The 15008-nt window shown below is 75.5% G+C and carries 16 protein-coding genes; 4 read left to right on the forward strand and 12 right to left on the reverse strand.

Going from position 1 to position 15008, the window contains the following annotated elements; translation table 11 throughout:
• Nucleotides 1-358: 358 nt before the first annotated feature.
• The 10 genes from tyrS to AB0J00_RS11875 form a co-directional block, all read right to left on the reverse strand.
• Nucleotides 359-1636 (reverse strand): tyrosine--tRNA ligase, encoded by a 1278-nt coding sequence (tyrS, locus tag AB0J00_RS11830; RefSeq protein WP_357744305.1) that lies wholly within the window; start codon nt 1634-1636, stop codon nt 359-361.
• Between the two features lie 18 nt (nt 1637-1654).
• On the reverse strand, nt 1655-2290 hold the full coding sequence (locus AB0J00_RS11835; RefSeq protein ID WP_357744307.1) for a DNA-3-methyladenine glycosylase: 636 nt from the start codon (nt 2288-2290) through the stop codon (nt 1655-1657).
• Nucleotides 2291-2295: 5 nt separating this feature from the next.
• Nucleotides 2296-3732, reverse strand: a complete 1437-nt coding sequence (gene argH, locus AB0J00_RS11840) for an argininosuccinate lyase (RefSeq protein ID WP_357744309.1) — start codon at nt 3730-3732, stop codon at nt 2296-2298.
• Complete coding sequence (locus tag AB0J00_RS11845) at nt 3729-4268, reverse strand: arginine repressor (protein WP_357744311.1); 540 nt, start codon at nt 4266-4268, stop codon at nt 3729-3731. The genes argH and AB0J00_RS11845 overlap by 4 nt, the downstream gene beginning before the upstream one ends.
• A 10-nt stretch (nt 4269-4278) precedes the next feature.
• Entirely contained in the window at nt 4279-5223 is a 945-nt protein-coding gene (gene argF / locus AB0J00_RS11850) for an ornithine carbamoyltransferase (protein ID WP_357744313.1), read from the reverse strand.
• Nucleotides 5220-6410: an acetylornithine transaminase gene (locus AB0J00_RS11855; protein WP_357744315.1), complete on the reverse strand. Its 1191-nt coding sequence runs from the start codon at nt 6408-6410 to the stop codon at nt 5220-5222. Before AB0J00_RS11855 ends, argF begins: the two co-directional genes overlap by 4 nt.
• The gene (gene argB, locus AB0J00_RS11860) at nt 6407-7432 is read right to left on the reverse strand and encodes an acetylglutamate kinase (protein ID WP_357744317.1); all 1026 of its coding nucleotides are present in this window, start codon (nt 7430-7432) and stop codon (nt 6407-6409) included. The genes AB0J00_RS11855 and argB overlap by 4 nt, the downstream gene beginning before the upstream one ends.
• Complete coding sequence (gene argJ / locus AB0J00_RS11865) at nt 7429-8580, reverse strand: bifunctional glutamate N-acetyltransferase/amino-acid acetyltransferase ArgJ (RefSeq protein WP_357744319.1); 1152 nt, start codon at nt 8578-8580, stop codon at nt 7429-7431. The genes argB and argJ overlap by 4 nt, the downstream gene beginning before the upstream one ends.
• Nucleotides 8577-9617 (reverse strand): N-acetyl-gamma-glutamyl-phosphate reductase, encoded by a 1041-nt coding sequence (argC, locus tag AB0J00_RS11870; protein WP_357744321.1) that lies wholly within the window; start codon nt 9615-9617, stop codon nt 8577-8579. Before argC ends, argJ begins: the two co-directional genes overlap by 4 nt.
• A 69-nt stretch (nt 9618-9686) precedes the next feature.
• Entirely contained in the window at nt 9687-11111 is a 1425-nt protein-coding gene (locus AB0J00_RS11875; protein WP_357744323.1) for a protein kinase, read from the reverse strand.
• A 135-nt stretch (nt 11112-11246) separates the two neighbouring features.
• Here AB0J00_RS11875 and AB0J00_RS11880 point away from each other — a divergent pair, with 135 nt between their 5' ends.
• The gene (locus AB0J00_RS11880; protein WP_357744325.1) at nt 11247-11645 is read left to right on the forward strand and encodes a VOC family protein; all 399 of its coding nucleotides are present in this window, start codon (nt 11247-11249) and stop codon (nt 11643-11645) included.
• 49 nt (nt 11646-11694) lie between these two features.
• Here AB0J00_RS11880 and AB0J00_RS11885 read toward each other — a convergent pair whose 3' ends face one another.
• Nucleotides 11695-12060: a nuclear transport factor 2 family protein gene (locus AB0J00_RS11885; RefSeq protein WP_357744327.1), complete on the reverse strand. Its 366-nt coding sequence runs from the start codon at nt 12058-12060 to the stop codon at nt 11695-11697.
• Nucleotides 12061-12191: 131 nt separating this feature from the next.
• Between AB0J00_RS11885 and AB0J00_RS11890 the strand changes: the two genes are divergently transcribed.
• The 3 genes from AB0J00_RS11890 to AB0J00_RS11900 all read left to right on the forward strand — a co-directional run bounded on the left by AB0J00_RS11890 (nt 12192) and on the right by AB0J00_RS11900 (nt 13861).
• Nucleotides 12192-12977, forward strand: coding sequence for a helix-turn-helix transcriptional regulator (locus AB0J00_RS11890; protein WP_357744329.1), 786 nt, complete (start codon nt 12192-12194; stop codon nt 12975-12977).
• Between the two features lie 109 nt (nt 12978-13086).
• Complete coding sequence (locus AB0J00_RS11895) at nt 13087-13410, forward strand: STAS domain-containing protein (protein WP_357744331.1); 324 nt, start codon at nt 13087-13089, stop codon at nt 13408-13410.
• Between the two features lie 46 nt (nt 13411-13456).
• Nucleotides 13457-13861: a hypothetical protein gene (locus AB0J00_RS11900; protein ID WP_357744333.1), complete on the forward strand. Its 405-nt coding sequence runs from the start codon at nt 13457-13459 to the stop codon at nt 13859-13861.
• Here the strand turns inward: AB0J00_RS11900 and AB0J00_RS11905 are convergent.
• The gene (locus tag AB0J00_RS11905; protein ID WP_357744335.1) at nt 13833-14948 is read right to left on the reverse strand and encodes an acyl-CoA desaturase; all 1116 of its coding nucleotides are present in this window, start codon (nt 14946-14948) and stop codon (nt 13833-13835) included. The two genes, AB0J00_RS11900 and AB0J00_RS11905, sit on opposite strands and share 29 nt — an antisense overlap.
• Nucleotides 14949-15008 lie beyond the last annotated feature (60 nt).

A 15008-nucleotide genomic window follows, 5' to 3' on the forward strand; every position in this document is an offset into this window, starting at 1 on the left:
CAACCCATGGCCGAGAACCGAGAGCTAGCACTCTCGATGTCAATCAACCAAAGGAATCCCCACGGCATCCAAAGGACACCGCTCATGGGGGTTTTATTACTTGGCACTGACTTTCGGCACGCTGTTGAGTTCTCAAGGAACGGACGCGCGAAGAACCCGACCAATTTCTTGGCCGTCGTCTTCGGCTTGTTGTCCTGCTCGGCGCTTCGGGCCCGGCCTCGCGGTCGTCCCCGGCGCAGAGAGAAAGTTACGTGGCTGCGCGGCCGGTGTCAAACCCGGCTCGTGGTGACGCCCGCCACCTGCCCGGAACCTCGCCGTCACACGCCGTTCACACGCGGCGAGTGCGCAGGTCAGGCCGTCATCGGCCGCGCTGGACCCCGGCCACGGCACGCTTGCCACGCCGTAGGACGAGCCACCCACCGGGCAGCCAGTCCCCCTCGACGGGCACGGCCTCGGCGTCGGTGACCCGCTCGTTGTTCAGGTAGGCGCCGCCCTCCTTCACCGTGCGGCGGGCCTCCGACAGGCTCGAGACGAGCCCGGTCAGCTGGAGCAGCTGGGCGAGCGTCGGCACCTCGGCGTCGACCGTGACGCTGCCCGCCTCGCGCAACGCGGCCCCGAGGGTCCGCTCCCCCAGGGTGGCCAGGTCCTCACGACCGAACAGCGCCCGCCCCGCCGCCTCGGCCTCGCGCAGCTCGTCGGCGCCGTGCACCAGCCGGGTCAGCTCCTCCGCCAGCGCCCGCTGCGGTGCCCGCGACGCCGGGCGCTCCTCGGACTCGGCGATCAGCGCCGCCAGCTCCTCGGCCGGCCGCTCGGAGAACAGCGGCAGCCAGTTGCGGGCGTCGACGTCGTCGATGTTGAGCCAGTACTGGAAGAACGCGTAGGGGGACGTGAGCTCGGGGTCGAGCCAGACGGTCGCGCCCTCGGTCTTGCCGATCTTCTTGCCGTCGGCGGTGGTGATCAGCGGCGTGGCGAGCGCGTGCGTCGCGGCCCCCTCGGTCCGCCGGACCAGGTCGACGCCGGCGGTGATGTTGCCCCACTGGTCGGAGCCGCCGCTCTGCAGCGTGCAGCCGTGCCGGCGGTGCAGCTCGCGGAAGTCGTTCGCCTGCAGGATCTGGTAGCTGAACTCCGTGTAGCTGATCCCGGCGTCGCTGTTCAGCCGTACCGACACCGCCTCCTTGGCCAGCATCCGGCTGACCCGGAAGTGCTTGCCGATGTCGCGGAGGAAGTCGATGGCCGACAGCGGCGCCGTCCAGTCGAGGTTGTTGGCGTAGATCGGCGGGCGCAGCCCCTGCTCGGCCGCGGGCAGGTCGAGGAAGGGGGCGACCCGGCCGCGGATCCGGTCGACCCAGCCGGCCACCTCGGCGGGGTCGTTGAGCACCCGCTCCGCCGTCGGCCGCGGGTCGCCGATCAGCCCGGTCGCGCCGCCGACGACGACGATCGGCTGGTGCCCCGCCCGCTGCAGGGCCCGCAGCACCATGAACTGCAGCAGGTGCCCGACGTGCAGGCTGGGCGCGGTGGGGTCGAAACCGCAGTAGTAGGTGACCGGTCCGTCGGCGAGGTGCTTGCGCAGCGCGTCCTCGTCGGTGCTCTGGGCGATGAGGCCCCGGCGGTGCAGCTCGTCGATCACGTCGGTCACGGGGCCAATCCTGCCTGATCAGTCCTGCGCAGTCGTGCGCCGGCGGGGCTTGCCGCCCGCCCGGAACACGCTCACCGAGGGGGCGTCGGTCTCCCAGAACCGCCACGGCAGCTCGGTGGCGACGCTGATCCCGACCCGCGGACCGGCCGACACGGCGGACGGCGGGGTGCCCCGGTGCAGCCGCACGGACGACGCCGGGTCCAGCAGGTGGGCGCCCTTGTCGCCGGGGCCGATGTCCAGCGCCTGGGTGAGCCGGGCCGGACCGCGGGCCAGGTCCCGCGGCACCCGGGCGGCAGGGCGGCGGGCGCCGGCGAGGTCCTCCCCCAGCACCACCTCACCGGCGCGCATGAGCACCGCCGAGCCCCGGCCCGCGGGCCCGACGACGACGTTGGCGCACCAGTGCACCCCGTAGCTGAAGTACACGTACAGCCGGCCGGGCGGGCCGAACATGATCTCCGCCCGCGGGGTCGGTCCCCGGTGGGCGTGCGAGGCCGGGTCCTCCCCCGTGCCGGAGTAGGCCTCGACCTCGGTCAGCCGGACGGCGACCCGGCCCGCCGGGCGCTCGGTGACCACCCAGCAGCCGAGCAGCGCCGGGGCCACGTCGTCCACCGGGCCGAGCAGGTCCGCCTCGGTGAGCAGCGGCCCCGGGTCCACGCCGGTCAGAGCGCCGCCGCCACCGGGGAGGAGGCGGCCCACTCCTGGTGCCGGCCGGCCAGCTCGGCGAGCGCGGCCAGCTGCTCGGCGACCCGCTCGGGCGCCGTCCCCCCGCGGGCCTTGCGCGCGGCCAGCGCGCCGGGCACCGACAGCACGGTGCGCACCTCGGGGGTGAGCTCGGGGGCGACCTCGGCCAGCTGCTCGTCGGAGAGCTGGTCGAGCTCCAGGCCGCGCTGCTCGCAGTAGGCGACCATCGACCCGCTGATCTCGTGGGCGGAGCGGAAGGGCACGCCCTGCCGGACCAGCCACTCGGCGACGTCGGTGGCCAGCGCGAACCCCTGGGGGGCGGCGGCCTCGATGACCTCGGGCCGCAGCGTGAGGGTGGCCGTCATGCCGGTGACGGCCGGCAGCAGCAGGAGCAGCTGCTCCATGGAGTCGAAGACCGGCTCCTTGTCCTCCTGCAGGTCGCGGTCGTAGGCCAGCGGCAGCCCCTTGAGCATGGTGAGCAGCCCGGTGAGGTTGCCGACGAACCGGCCGGACTTGCCGCGGGCGAGCTCGGCGATGTCGGGGTTCTTCTTCTGCGGCATGATCGACGACCCGGTCGCCCAGGCGTCGTCCAGCCGCGCCCAGCCGAACTCGGTCGACGTCCAGAGCACGACCTCCTCCCCCAGCCGGGAGAGGTGGACGCCCAGCAGCGCCGCGGCGAAGCAGAACTCGGCGGCGAAGTCGCGGTCGCTGACCCCGTCGATCGAGTTGTCGCCGGCCCGGTCGAAGCCGAGCTCGGCGGCGACCGCGTCGGGGTCCAGCGGCAATGACGAGCCGGCCAGCGCACCCGAGCCGTACGGGCTCACCGCGGCCCGCTTGTCCCAGTCGCGGAGCCGGTCGACGTCGCGGGTGAAGGCGTGCGCGTGCGCCAGCAGCTGGTGGCTGATGAGCACCGGCTGGGCGTGCTGCAGGTGGGTCATGCCGGGTGCCGCGACGTCGCGGTAGCGGTCGGCCAGCCCGATCAGCGCCTCTTCGAGCCCGGCGACCGCGGCCACCAGCTCGCGCACCCGGTGCCGCAGGTACAGCCGCAGGTCGGTGGCGATCTGGTCGTTGCGGCTGCGGCCGGCGCGCAGCTTGCCGCCGAGGGTGCCCAGCTTCTCGGTGAGCCCGCGCTCGAGCGCCTCGTGCACGTCCTCGTCGGACTCGATCGCGGTGAAGGTGCCGGCGGCCACCTCGTCGGACAGCTCCCGCAGCGCGCCGAGCATCTGCGCCAGCTCGTCGTCGGCGAGCAGCCCGGCGCGGTGCAGCACCCGGGCGTGCGCCCGGGAGCCGGCCAGGTCGAACGGTGCGAGCTCCCAGTCGAAGTGGGTGGACTTCGACAGCGCGGCCATCGCCGCGGAGGGCCCGCCGCCGAACCGTCCTCCCCAGAGGCGGGTGCTGTTCGGTGCCGAGCTCACGGGTGGGGCTCCTCTTCCAGGTCGGACTTCAGTTCGGGGTACACGGCGGGGGTGCGCTCGGCGAGCGCGCGCAGCCGGTCGGCGAGCGCGGGGCCACCGTCGGGCTCGCGGGAGATCAGCAGCACGGTGTCGTCGCCGGCGATGGTGCCCAGCACCTCGGGCAGACCGACCTTGTCCAGCGCCGAGGCGAGGAACTGTGCCCCGCCGGGCGGGGTCCGGACGACGGCCAGGTTCGCGCTGCCCTCGGCGCTGGTGAGCAGGTCGGCCAGCAGCCGGGTGAGCCGGGCCGGCGCCGACTGGGCGGGCCGCAGCGGCGCGTTCTCCGGCGGCAGCACGTAGGACGCCGGAGCGCCGTCCGAACCGCGCAGCTTCACCGCGCCGAGCTCCTCCAGGTCCCGCGACAACGTCGCCTGGGTGACCTCGACGCCGGACTCGGCGAGCAGCTTGGCCAGCTGGGTCTGCGAGGTGACCGCGCCGGCGTTGATCAGCTCGACGATCCGGGCGTGCCGCGCGGACCGGGTCAGCGCGTTGGTCATCGTCGGCGGCTCACGAGCGCTCCAGCAGCCACAGCAGCAGGGCCTTCTGGGCGTGCAGCCGGTTCTCCGCCTCGTCCCAGACGACGCTCTGCGGCCCGTCGATGACCGCGGCGGCGATCTCCTTGCCGCGGTAGGCGGGCAGGCAGTGCAGCACGATCGCGTCGGACGCCGCCCGGCCCAGTGCCGCCTCGTCGACGGCGTAGGGCAGGAAGGGGGCGATGCGGGTGTCGTACTCGTCCTCCTGGCCCATCGACACCCAGGTGTCGGTGACCAGCACGTCGGCGCCGTCGGCGGCCGCGGCGGCATCGGCCGTCCAGGTCACCGACCCGCCGGTCTCCGCGGCGATCTCGCCGGCCCTCTTGACCACCGACGGGTCGGGCTGGAAGTCCGCGGGCGAGCCGATCCGCACGTGCATGCCGGCCAGCGCCCCGCCCAGCAGGTAGGAGTGCGCCATGTTGTTGGCGCCGTCGCCGAGGTAGCTGAAGGTGAGCCCGGCGAGCGCGCCCTTGTGCTCGGCGACGGTCTGCAGGTCGGCGAGGATCTGGCACGGGTGGTACTCGTCGGTCAGCGAGTTGACCACCGGCACCCGGCTGACCGCGGCCATCTCCTCGATCCGGTCCTGGCCGAAGGTGCGCCACACGATCGCGGCGACCTGGTGGTCGAGCACGCGGGTGGTGTCGGCGATCGACTCGCCCCGGCCGAGCTGGCTGCTGCCGGCGTCGATGACCAGCGGCTGCCCCCCGAGCTCGGTGACGCCGACGGAGAAGCTGACCCGGGTGCGGGTGGAGGGCTTGTCGAACAGCAGGGCGACGGTCCTCGCCACGCCGTTGGGGGTGCGCAGCGGGGTCGGCGCCTCCGCGGTGTGCCGGGAGGCCTTAAGCTGCGCGGCCAGCGCCAGCACCTCGGCCTGCTCGGCCGGGGTGAGGTCGTCGTCCTTGAGGAAGTGCCGGGTCACTGGACCTGCTCCACAGCTGCGTCGAGGGCGGCCGGGAGGGCCGCGAGGAAGGCGTCGACCTGGGCGTCGGTCAGCACCAGCGGCGGGGCCAGCCGGACGACGTCCGCCGCGACCGCGTTGGTGAGGAAGCCGGCGTCCCGGAGGGCCTGCTCGGCGGCGGCGGCGACCGGCGCGGTGAGGACGACGCCGAGCAGCGCGCCCTTGCCGCGGACGCCGGCCACCGCGGGGTGGCCGAGCTGCTCGATGCCGGTGGTGAACCGCTGCTCGAGCTCCTTGGCCCGCTCCAGCAGCCCCTCGTCGCGGATCGTGTCGAGCACGGCGAGCGCGGCGGCCGCGGCGATCGGGTTGCCGCCGAAGGTGGAGCCGTGCGAGCCGGCGGTCATCAGCTCGGCCGCGGGACCGAAGGCGAGCGCCGCGCCCAGCGGCAGCCCCCCGCCGATCGCCTTGGCCATCGTGACGAGGTCGGGCTGCAGGCCGTCGGCCTGGTGGGCGAACCAGTGCCCGGTGCGGCCGGTGCCGGTCTGCACCTCGTCGAGGGCGAACAGCGCGCCCGCCTCGCCGGCCGCGGCCGCGGCGGCGGCGAGGTAGCCGGCCGGCGCGGGCAGCACGCCGCCCTCGCCCAGCATCGGCTCCAGCAGCACCATCGCGGTGCGCTCGCCGACGGTCGCCCGCAGCGCGTCGACGTCGCCGTAGGGCACGTGCTGGACGCCGCCGGGCAGCGGCGCGAACGCCTGCGCCTTGGCCGGCTGACCGGTGAGCGCCAGCGACCCCATCGTCCGGCCGTGGAAGGAGCCGAGCGCGGCGACGACCTCGGACCGGCCGGTGAGCCGGCTGATCTTGAAGGCGGCCTCGTTGGCCTCGGCGCCGGAGTTGCAGAAGAACACCCGGCCGGGCCGGCCGGCGAGCTCCAGCAGCCGCTCGGCGAGCTGCACCCCGGGCTCGTGCATGGCCAGGTTGGACACGTGGCCCAGCAGCTGCGCCTGCGCGGTGATCGCGTGCACGACCGCCGGGTGCGCGTGGCCGAGGATCGTGGTCGCGATGCCGCCGAGCAGGTCGGTGTACTCGCGCCCGTCGACGTCCCAGACCGTGGCGCCGGCCCCGCGGGCGAGCGCCACGGGCGGCGTCTTGTAGTTGCCCATCATCACGGCCGACCAGCGGGTGGCCAGCTCCTCGGTGTGCGTCGTCATGCTGACCCCTCCTTCTCGTCGGCCGTGCTCTCGGTGGTGGCGGGCACGACCATCGTGCCGGTGCCCTCGGTGGTGAACATCTCCAGCAGCAGCGCGTGCGGCAGCCGGCCGTCGACGACGGTCGCCCGCGTCACGCCGCCCTCGACCGCCCGCAGGCAGGCCGCCATCTTCGGGATCATCCCGGCGTCCAGCGTGGGCAGGATCTCGGCGAGCTCGGCGGCGTCGATCTGCTCGACCAGCGAGTCGCGGTCGGGCCAGTTGGCGTAGAGCCCCTCGACGTCGGTGAGGACGACGAGCTTCACCGCACCCAGCGCCACCGCCAGCGCGGCGGCCGCGGTGTCGGCGTTGACGTTGTGCACCTGGCCCTCGGCGTCCGGGGCGACGGTGGCGACCACCGGGATGTGGCCGGCCTCCAGCAGCGCGGTGACCGGGGTCGGGTCGACCGCGACCACGTCGCCGACGAGGCCGATGTCGACCGGTTCGCCGTCGACGACCGCGTGGGTACGGGCGGCGGTGAACAGCCCGCCGTCCTCGCCGGACAGCCCGACGGCCAGCGGGCCGTGCGAGTTGATCAGCCCGACGACCTCCGGGCCGACCTGGCCGGTGAGCACCATCCGGACGACGTCGAGCGTCTCCTGGTCGGTGACCCGCAGGCCGCCGCGGAACTCGCTGCGGATGCCGAGCCGGGTGAGCATCGCGCTGATCTGCGGGCCGCCGCCGTGCACGACGACGGGCAGGATGCCGCAGGTCCGCAGGAAGACCATGTCCTCGGCGAACGCGCGGCGGCACTCCTCGTCGACCATCGCGTGGCCGCCGTACTTGATCACCACCACGTTGCCGTGGAACTCCCGCAGCCAGGGCAGCGCCCCGGTGAGGACGGCGACCTTCTGCGCGTCGCCGGCCGGGTCGTTGTGCCGCATGACCCGGTGCGTGCCGATCCGGCGGCGGGTGCCGGGCGGGTCGGCGAGGTCGGGGGCGACGTCGGGCGGGGTGGGGTCCTGGGCGGCCGTCTGCTCGCTCATGAGGAGTACGCCGAGTTCTCGTGCACGTAGGCGATGGACAGGTCGTTGGTCCAGATCGTGGCCTGCTCGCCGCCGGCGCCCAGGTCGACGTCGATGGTGATCTGCCGGCCGGACAGGTCGACGCCCTCGCGGGGGTCGCCGATCGAGCCGCCGCGGCAGACGGTGACGCCGTTGATCGCCACGTCGACCCGGCCGGGCTCGAAGGCGGCGTCGGTGGTGCCGATGGCGGCGAGCACCCGACCCCAGTTCGGGTCGTTGCCGAACAGCGCCGTCTTGAGCAGGTTGTTGCGCGCGCAGGCCCGGCCGGCGGTCAGCGCGTCCGGCACGCTCGCGGCGTTCCGGACGGTGATCGCGATGTCCTTGGTCGAGCCCTCGGCGTCGGCGAGCAGCTGCATCGCGAGGTCGGTGGCCGCGGCGGTGAGCGCGGCGGTGACCTCCTCCTCGGTCGGCGTGACGCCGCTGGCGCCGTTGGCCATCGCGACGACCGTGTCGTTGGTCGACAGGCAGCCGTCGGAGTCGACCCGCTCGACGCTGACGCCGGTCGCCGTCTCCAGGGCCCGCTGGAGCACGTCGGCGGGCACGACCGCGTCGGTGGTGAGGACGACGAGCATGGTGGCCAGCGACGGCGCGAGCATCCCGGCGCCCTTGGCCATGCCGCCGACGGTCCACCCGTCCCCGTGCTGGACGGTCGTCTTCGGCACCGTGTCGGTGGTCATGATCGCCCGCGCGGCGGCCGCACCGCCGTCCTCGGACAGCTCGGCGACGGCGTCGGTGACGCCGGGCAACAGCTTGTCCATCGGCAGCCGGACGCCGATCAGCCCGGTCGAGGCGACCGCGACGTCGATCGCGCCGATGCCGAGCTCCGCGGCCACGTGCTCGGCGGTGGCGTGGGTGTCACCGAACCCCTCCGGGCCGGTGCAGGCGTTGGCGCCGCCGGAGTTGAGCACCACCGCCTTGAGCCGGCCGGAGCTCAGCACCTGGCGGCTCCACTGGACCGGTGCGGCCGGAAAGCGGTTGGTGGTGAACACGGCGGCCGCGGCGTCGTCCGGGCCGTCGTTGACCACCAGCGCGACGTCCGGGTTGCCGGTGGTCTTCAGGCCGGCGGCGACGCCGGCCGCCCGGAAACCCTGAGGAGAGGTGACGGTCACGGTGCGACTCCGACGAGCGGGAGACCGGTGGTCTCGGGGAGGCCCAGGGCGAGGTTGGCGCACTGCAGCGCGGCCCCGCCGGTGCCCTTGGTGAGGTTGTCGACCGCCGCGACGACGACCAGCCGGCCGGCGTCCGGGTCGACCGCGATCTGCAGCGCGACCGTGTTCGCGCCGAGCACCTGGGACGTGGTCGGCCACTGCCCCTCGGGCAGCAGGTGCACGAACGGCTCGTCGGCGTAGGCCTTCTCGTACGCGGCCCGCGCGGCGCCGGCGTCGGTGCCCGGCGTCAGCGGCGCGGAGCAGGTGGCCAGGATGCCCCTGCTCATCGGCACCAGCGTCGGGGTGAAGCTCACGCCGACGGCGCTGCCGGCCGCCTGCGACAGGTTCTGCACCATCTCCGGGGTGTGCCGGTGCACGCCGCCCACGCCGTAGGCGCTGACCGAGCCCATCACCTCGCTGCCGAGCAGGTGCGGCTTGGCCGACTTGCCCGCGCCGGAGGTGCCGCTGGCCGCGACGACCACGACATCGGGGGCGACCAGACCGGCGGCCAGCGCCGGGGCCATCGCGAGGGTGACCGAGGTCGGGTAGCAGCCGGGGACGGCGATCCGCCGCGCGCCGCGCAGCTGCTCCCGCTGGCCGGGCAGCTCGGGCAGCCCGTACGGCCACTGCCCGGCGTGCTCGCCCCCATACCACCGCGCCCACGCGGCGGGGTCGTTCAGCCGGTGGTCGGCGCCGCAGTCGATGACCAGGACGTCGTCGGGCAGCTGGGCGGCGATCGCCGCGGACTCGCCGTGCGGCAGCGCCAGGACGACGACGTCGTAACCGGCGAGGTCCTCGGCCGCGCTGGGCCGCACCTCGAGGTCGGCGTAGGGCAGCAGGTGCGGCTGCAGCTCACCGAGTCGTCGGCCGGCGCTCGAGTTGGCGTGCACCCCGGTCAGCCGGAGGCCCGGGTGCCCGGCCAGCAGCCGGCACACCTCTCCCCCGGCGTACCCGGTGGCGCCGGTGACCCCGACCGTCCACGTCTGCCCGTCGCTCACAATGCATGAACATACATGACCATGCATGACTGTGCGGTGGCGGGGTGGTAGCCGTCACCGTGCGCCGGGTCAGCCCTTGCCGTGCGCCTTGCCGCCGCCGCGGGCCTGGCCCGGCGGACCGTCGCCCTGCGGTCCCCGCCCCTGGGCACCCTTCATCGGCGCGCCCGTGTCCGGCGCGCTCTCGTCCTGGGACCCGTCGTCCTGCCGACCGTCCCCACCGCCCGGCGCGGGCACGGCCACGGGAGCGCTCGCCGGCTCGGGCTGCGGCTCCTGCTGCTCGGGCGGGTCGGTGGCGACCACGGCCGCCACCGGGGCGGCGCTCGTCACCGGGGCCTGGACCGCGGCGGTGCCGGCGGCCGACTCGCCGGTCTGCAACGCCGGGGCCGGCGCCGGCGCGGTCTGGACGACGACCTCGGTGACGGTGGCGGGCGCCTGGGTGGCACCGGCCGCGTCGGGGCCGGTCCCCCCGCCGCCGTCCGGACCGGAGGACGCACCGGTGAGCAGGAACAGCGCGGTCGCCAGCGCGACCGCCCCGCCGCCGGCACCCGCGCCGAGCAGGACGCTCCGGCGGGGCCGGCCGGGCCGGGCCCGTGGCACCGGCTGCGTGTCGGCGGCCACCGCGGGCCGGCCGGCCGGGAGCGGGACCACCGGGAGCAGGACCGCCGGGTCGTCCGGTGCGCGGGTCACCCGGGCGACGGCCTCGACCACGGCGGGACCGTCGGCGAGCCGCCGCGCGGGGTCCTTGGCCATCAACAGCTCGACCAGCGCCCGCACGCCGGCCGGCACGTCGTCCGGGAGCGGCGGGGGCTGCTCGTCGCGGTGCCGCAGCAGCACCTGCACCGCGCTCTCCCCGTCGAAGGGGCGGTGGCCGGTCAGGCACTCGTAGGCGACGGCGCCCAGCGCGTACACGTCGCTGGCCGCGGTGGCCGGCGCGCCGGCGGCCTGCTCCGGGGACAGGTAGTACGCCGTGCCCACCACCTCGCCGGTCCGGGTGAGGGGCACGCTGCCGGCGGAGCGCGCGATGCCGAAGTCGGTGATCTTGACGACGCCGTCCGGGCGGACCAGCACGTTGCCGGGCTTCACGTCCCGGTGCACCACGCCGACGGCGTGCGCGGCGGCCAGCGCCGCGGCGACCTGGCCGACCAGGTCGAGGGTCTCGCCGGCCGGCAGCCGGCCGCGGCGGTCGAGCACCCGGGCCAGCGACTCCGCGGGCACCAGCTCCATGACCAGGAAGGCCACCGGCCCGGCCAGGCCGTCGGCGGGCTCCTCGCCGACGTCGTACACCGCCGCGACGTTCGGGTGGTTGACCATCCCCGCCAGCCGGGCCTCGGCGCGGAACCGGTCGCGGAAGGTGCTGTCGGCGCTCAGCCCCTCGTGGAGCACCTTGACGGCGACGGGCCGGCCGAGCAGCGCGTCGCGGCCCTCCCAGACCCGGCCCATGCCGCCGGAGGCCAACGGGCGGAGCAACTCGTACCGCCCGTCCAGCACGCGCACGGCGCCTCCCTCGTCCCGGTCCGGGGGCCACCACCGCCCGAAGGTCCTCCATGCCCACCCCGGACGGCCGGCAACCCCGCGGACCGCACAGCCACCCGATCGATGAGTTCCGGCGCCGCCGACGGTCTCGGGTGCATGACGACCACCACGGGCTCGACCCTGACCGACCTGTCCACGGTGATGTTCGCCGTCCGCGACGTCGACGCCGCCCTCGCCTTCTACACCGACGTCCTCGGCTTCGAGGTGCGCGCCGACGTGCGCTTCGGCACCGACGGCGGGAACCGCTGGCTGGAGGTGGCCCCGCCGGGGTCGACCGCCCGGCTGGCGCTGAACCCGCCGATGGACGGCGACGCCGGTGGCGGGGCGATCGGGGTGACCAGCACCGACGTGCTAGCCGAGCACGCCCGGCTCGCCGCTCAGGGGTTGGACGTCGGCCCGCCGCCCACCCCGGTGCCCGGCGCGCCGCTGCTGTTCCGCGTCGGCGACCCGGACGGCAACTCCGTCTGGGTGGTCGGCACCGAGGCCTCCGCCTGACCCGGGTGCCGGTCGCGGCCCGCCCGCCACGACCGGCACCCGGTCCGGCTCACGCGGCGGGCACCCGGTCGAGGAAGCCCGCCACGGTCCGCAGCCGGCCGGCCGGGTCGAGCGCCGCGACGTCCGACCCGGCCACCGGTGCCTCCTCCCCCTGCGGGCCGAGCTCCCAGCGGAAGCGGAGCTGGTCGTGGTGGCCCTCGACCGGCCCGGCGAGCCGGAACACGAACCCGGGGAACTGCTGCTGCACCGCGCCGATGGTGCCGGCGATGGCCTCGGGCCCGGCCGCGTCCGCGAGCGGGTCCACGTAGCGGCCGTCCGCCGTCCACAGCTCCGCCACGCAGCGGCGGCGCGCCTCGGCGTCGGTCTCGTTCCAGGCCGCGATGTAGCGCGCGGCCACCTGGGCGTAGTCGTGCATGACGCTGTCCTCCTCGGCTGCCGGCGGCCCCGGGTGGGCCGCCGGTGACCACCGTCGAGCACGGGGCGGCCAGCGGTCGATGACCTCGGAGGTAAGCGACAGGCGGCCCTGCGTCTCGCTAGCGTCCGGGCGTGACCAGGCCCGGGACGCGCCCGCCCGTCGGGGCGCTGCTGCGCGACTGGCGGGTGCGCCGCCGGCTCAGCCAGCTGGAGCTGTCGAACGAGACCGGGGTGTCCACCCGCCACCTCAGCTTCCTGGAGACCGGCCGGGCGGTGCCCAGCCGGACGATGGTGCTGCACCTGGCCGACCGGCTCGACGTGCCGCTGCGCGCCCGCAACCAGCTGCTGCTGGCCGCCGGGTACGCGCCGGCCTACGGCGAGCGGCCGCTGCAGCACCCCGAGATGGACGCGCTCCGGGCCGCGGTCGACGCCGTGCTCGCCGGTTACGACCCGTTCCCCGCCGTCGTGGTGGACCGGCGGTGGGACCTGGTCACCGGCAACCGGGCGGCCGGGCAGCTGATGGCCGGCGCCGACCCGGAGCTGCTGGCGCCACCGGTCAACGTGCTGCGGCTGAGCCTGTCGCCCGTCGGCCTGGCCCCGCGCATCGTCAACCTGGCCCAGTGGCGCACGCACGTGCTGCACCGGCTGGCCCGCGAGGCGCGGCTGGCCGGTGACGCGGCGCTCACCGCGCTGCACGACGAGCTCGCGGCGTTCCCCGGCGGCCTCGACCCGGCGCCGCCCGACGCGATCGCCGTGCCGCTGCGGCTGCGCACCGGCGACGGTGAGCTGGCCTTCCTCAGCACCGTGACCACCTTCGGCACCGCGGTCGACGTGACCGCGGCGGAGCTGACGGTCGAGGCGTTCCTGCCCGCTGACGACGCGACGCGGCGCGCGCTCACCCCGCCGGCCGGCGGCTGACCGGCGGGCGCACAGCCGATCACCAGGTCGCGGACAGCGGTTCTGTCAGCACCCGCGTGCACAGTGTCGCCAGGCCGGTGAGCGGACGCCGGCCGGAGGGGGAGACGAGATGAGCACCAGCACGCTGCCGGGCCGGATCGACCTGGTGGAGGAGGACGGCGTCGCGGTCCTGCGGCTGCACGGCGAGATCGACACCCTGGTCGTCGACGCCTGGGACGACGCGCGGGGCACCGCCGACGACGCCCGCACCGCGGACGCGGTCGACCTGTCGGCCGCGACGTTCCTGGACTGCCGGGGGCTGCGGCTGATCGTCCGGCAGACCGACCAGGTGCGCCGCGACGGCCGGGTGCCGGAGCTGCGCCGTCCGTCCCGGATGGTCCGCCGGATGCTCGAGGTGGCCGGTGCCGCCCCGCTGTTCGCCGCCATCTGCTGACCGGCTGCTGACCGGCGCCCCGGGCACGCCGGTCAGACTGACCGGCGTGGTCCCGCAGCAGTCCGCCCCGGCGGCGACGGTCGTGCTGCCGCCGCTGGACACCGCCGAGGTGCGGCTGCTGTACGCCGCGGTGCACCTGTTCCGGTCGCTGGTCCGGCACGCCGCGGCGTACGACGACGCCAACGCCGTTCTGCGCCGCCCGGTGCTCGACGTGCGGGCCGACGTGCTGCTGCGGTTCCCGCCGCGGGGCGCCGGCGGCCGGTACGTGTACCCGCCGCTGACCGCCGAGGAGGGCCGGTTCGTGCGGCTCGCGCTGGCCAACCTGGCCGACGGGCTCGGCCACCTGGGCCGCTACGGCGACCCGGCCCCCGACCCCGGCGCGCCCGGCCGGCTGCTGGCGCGGATCACCGCGGTCCCCGGGCTCAGCGGGCCGACCGGAGCTGCCGGGTGAGCGGGCACTGCGCCTCGTCGCGCGCGCCGATCCCCACCCGGTCCAGGTGGCGCACGATCGCGCGCAGCGTCTCCCCCAGCCCCTGCTCGGTGTAGCGGACGCCCAGCTCCCGGCAGTGCTCCCGGACCAGCGGCTGGGCCCGGCGCAGGTTGGCCCGCGGCATGCTCGGGAACAGGTGGTGCTCGACCTGCCGGTTGAGCCCGCCCATCAGCAGGTCGACCACCCGGCCGCCGCGGACGTTGCGCGACATCAGCACCTGGCGGCGGAGGAAGTCGATCCGCGCGTCCGCCGGCACCACCGGCATGCCGATGTGGTTGGTGGCGAAGGTCCCGCCCAGCAGCAGGCCGAACACCCCGAGCTGCACCGCCAGGAAGGCCACGGCCAGCCCGGCCGGCAGCCACCAGAACACCAGCGCGAGCAGCCCGCCGAGCCGGACGGCGAGCAGCGTCGCCTCCAGCGCCCGGTGCGGGGTCGCCTCGCGGGCCAGCACGTGCCGCACGGCGGCGCGGTGCAGGTTGAGCCCCTCGAGCAGCAGCAGCGGGAACAGCAGCGAGCCCTGGTGGGCGGCCAGCCACGCCCGGGCGCCGCCCCGCCGCTGGGCCGCCGCGCCGTCCTCCGGGGTGAATACGACGACGTCGGGCGCGATGTCCGGGTCGGCCCCCCTCTTGTTCGGGTTGGCATGGTGCCGGCTGTGCTTGCGCATCCACCAGCCGGAGCTCAGGCCGACCACCAGGTTCGCCAGCACGAGGGCGGCCCGCTGGTTGGCCGCCGGCGACGCGAACACCTGCTGGTGCGCCGCGTCGTGCGCCAGGTAGCCGGCCTGGGCGAGCAGCGCGCCGAGGAACGCGGCCACGGCCAGCTGCCACCAGGAGGAGCCGAGCAGCGCGAACGCGGTGCCCGCTACCGCGAAGCCCGCCGCCAGGGCCAGCGCGGAGACGGCGTAGGCCCCCCGCCGGCGGCGCAGCAGGCCGGCCTCCCGCACCCGGCGGGACAGCTCGCTGTAGTCGCTGCGCTGCCGGTCGCGGGGGCGGGCCGGTGCGGGGCCGGCCGGTGCGGGGCTGGGTGGTGCGGGTGCGGTCGCGGTCATGTCCCGATCGTTCGGTGCGCCGACCGCCGGCACGATGGGACCAGCACCCCGAACGGGGGT

The organism is Modestobacter sp. NPDC049651, assembly GCF_040659695.1.
In the GTDB taxonomy this organism is placed as follows: domain Bacteria; phylum Actinomycetota; class Actinomycetes; order Mycobacteriales; family Geodermatophilaceae; genus Modestobacter.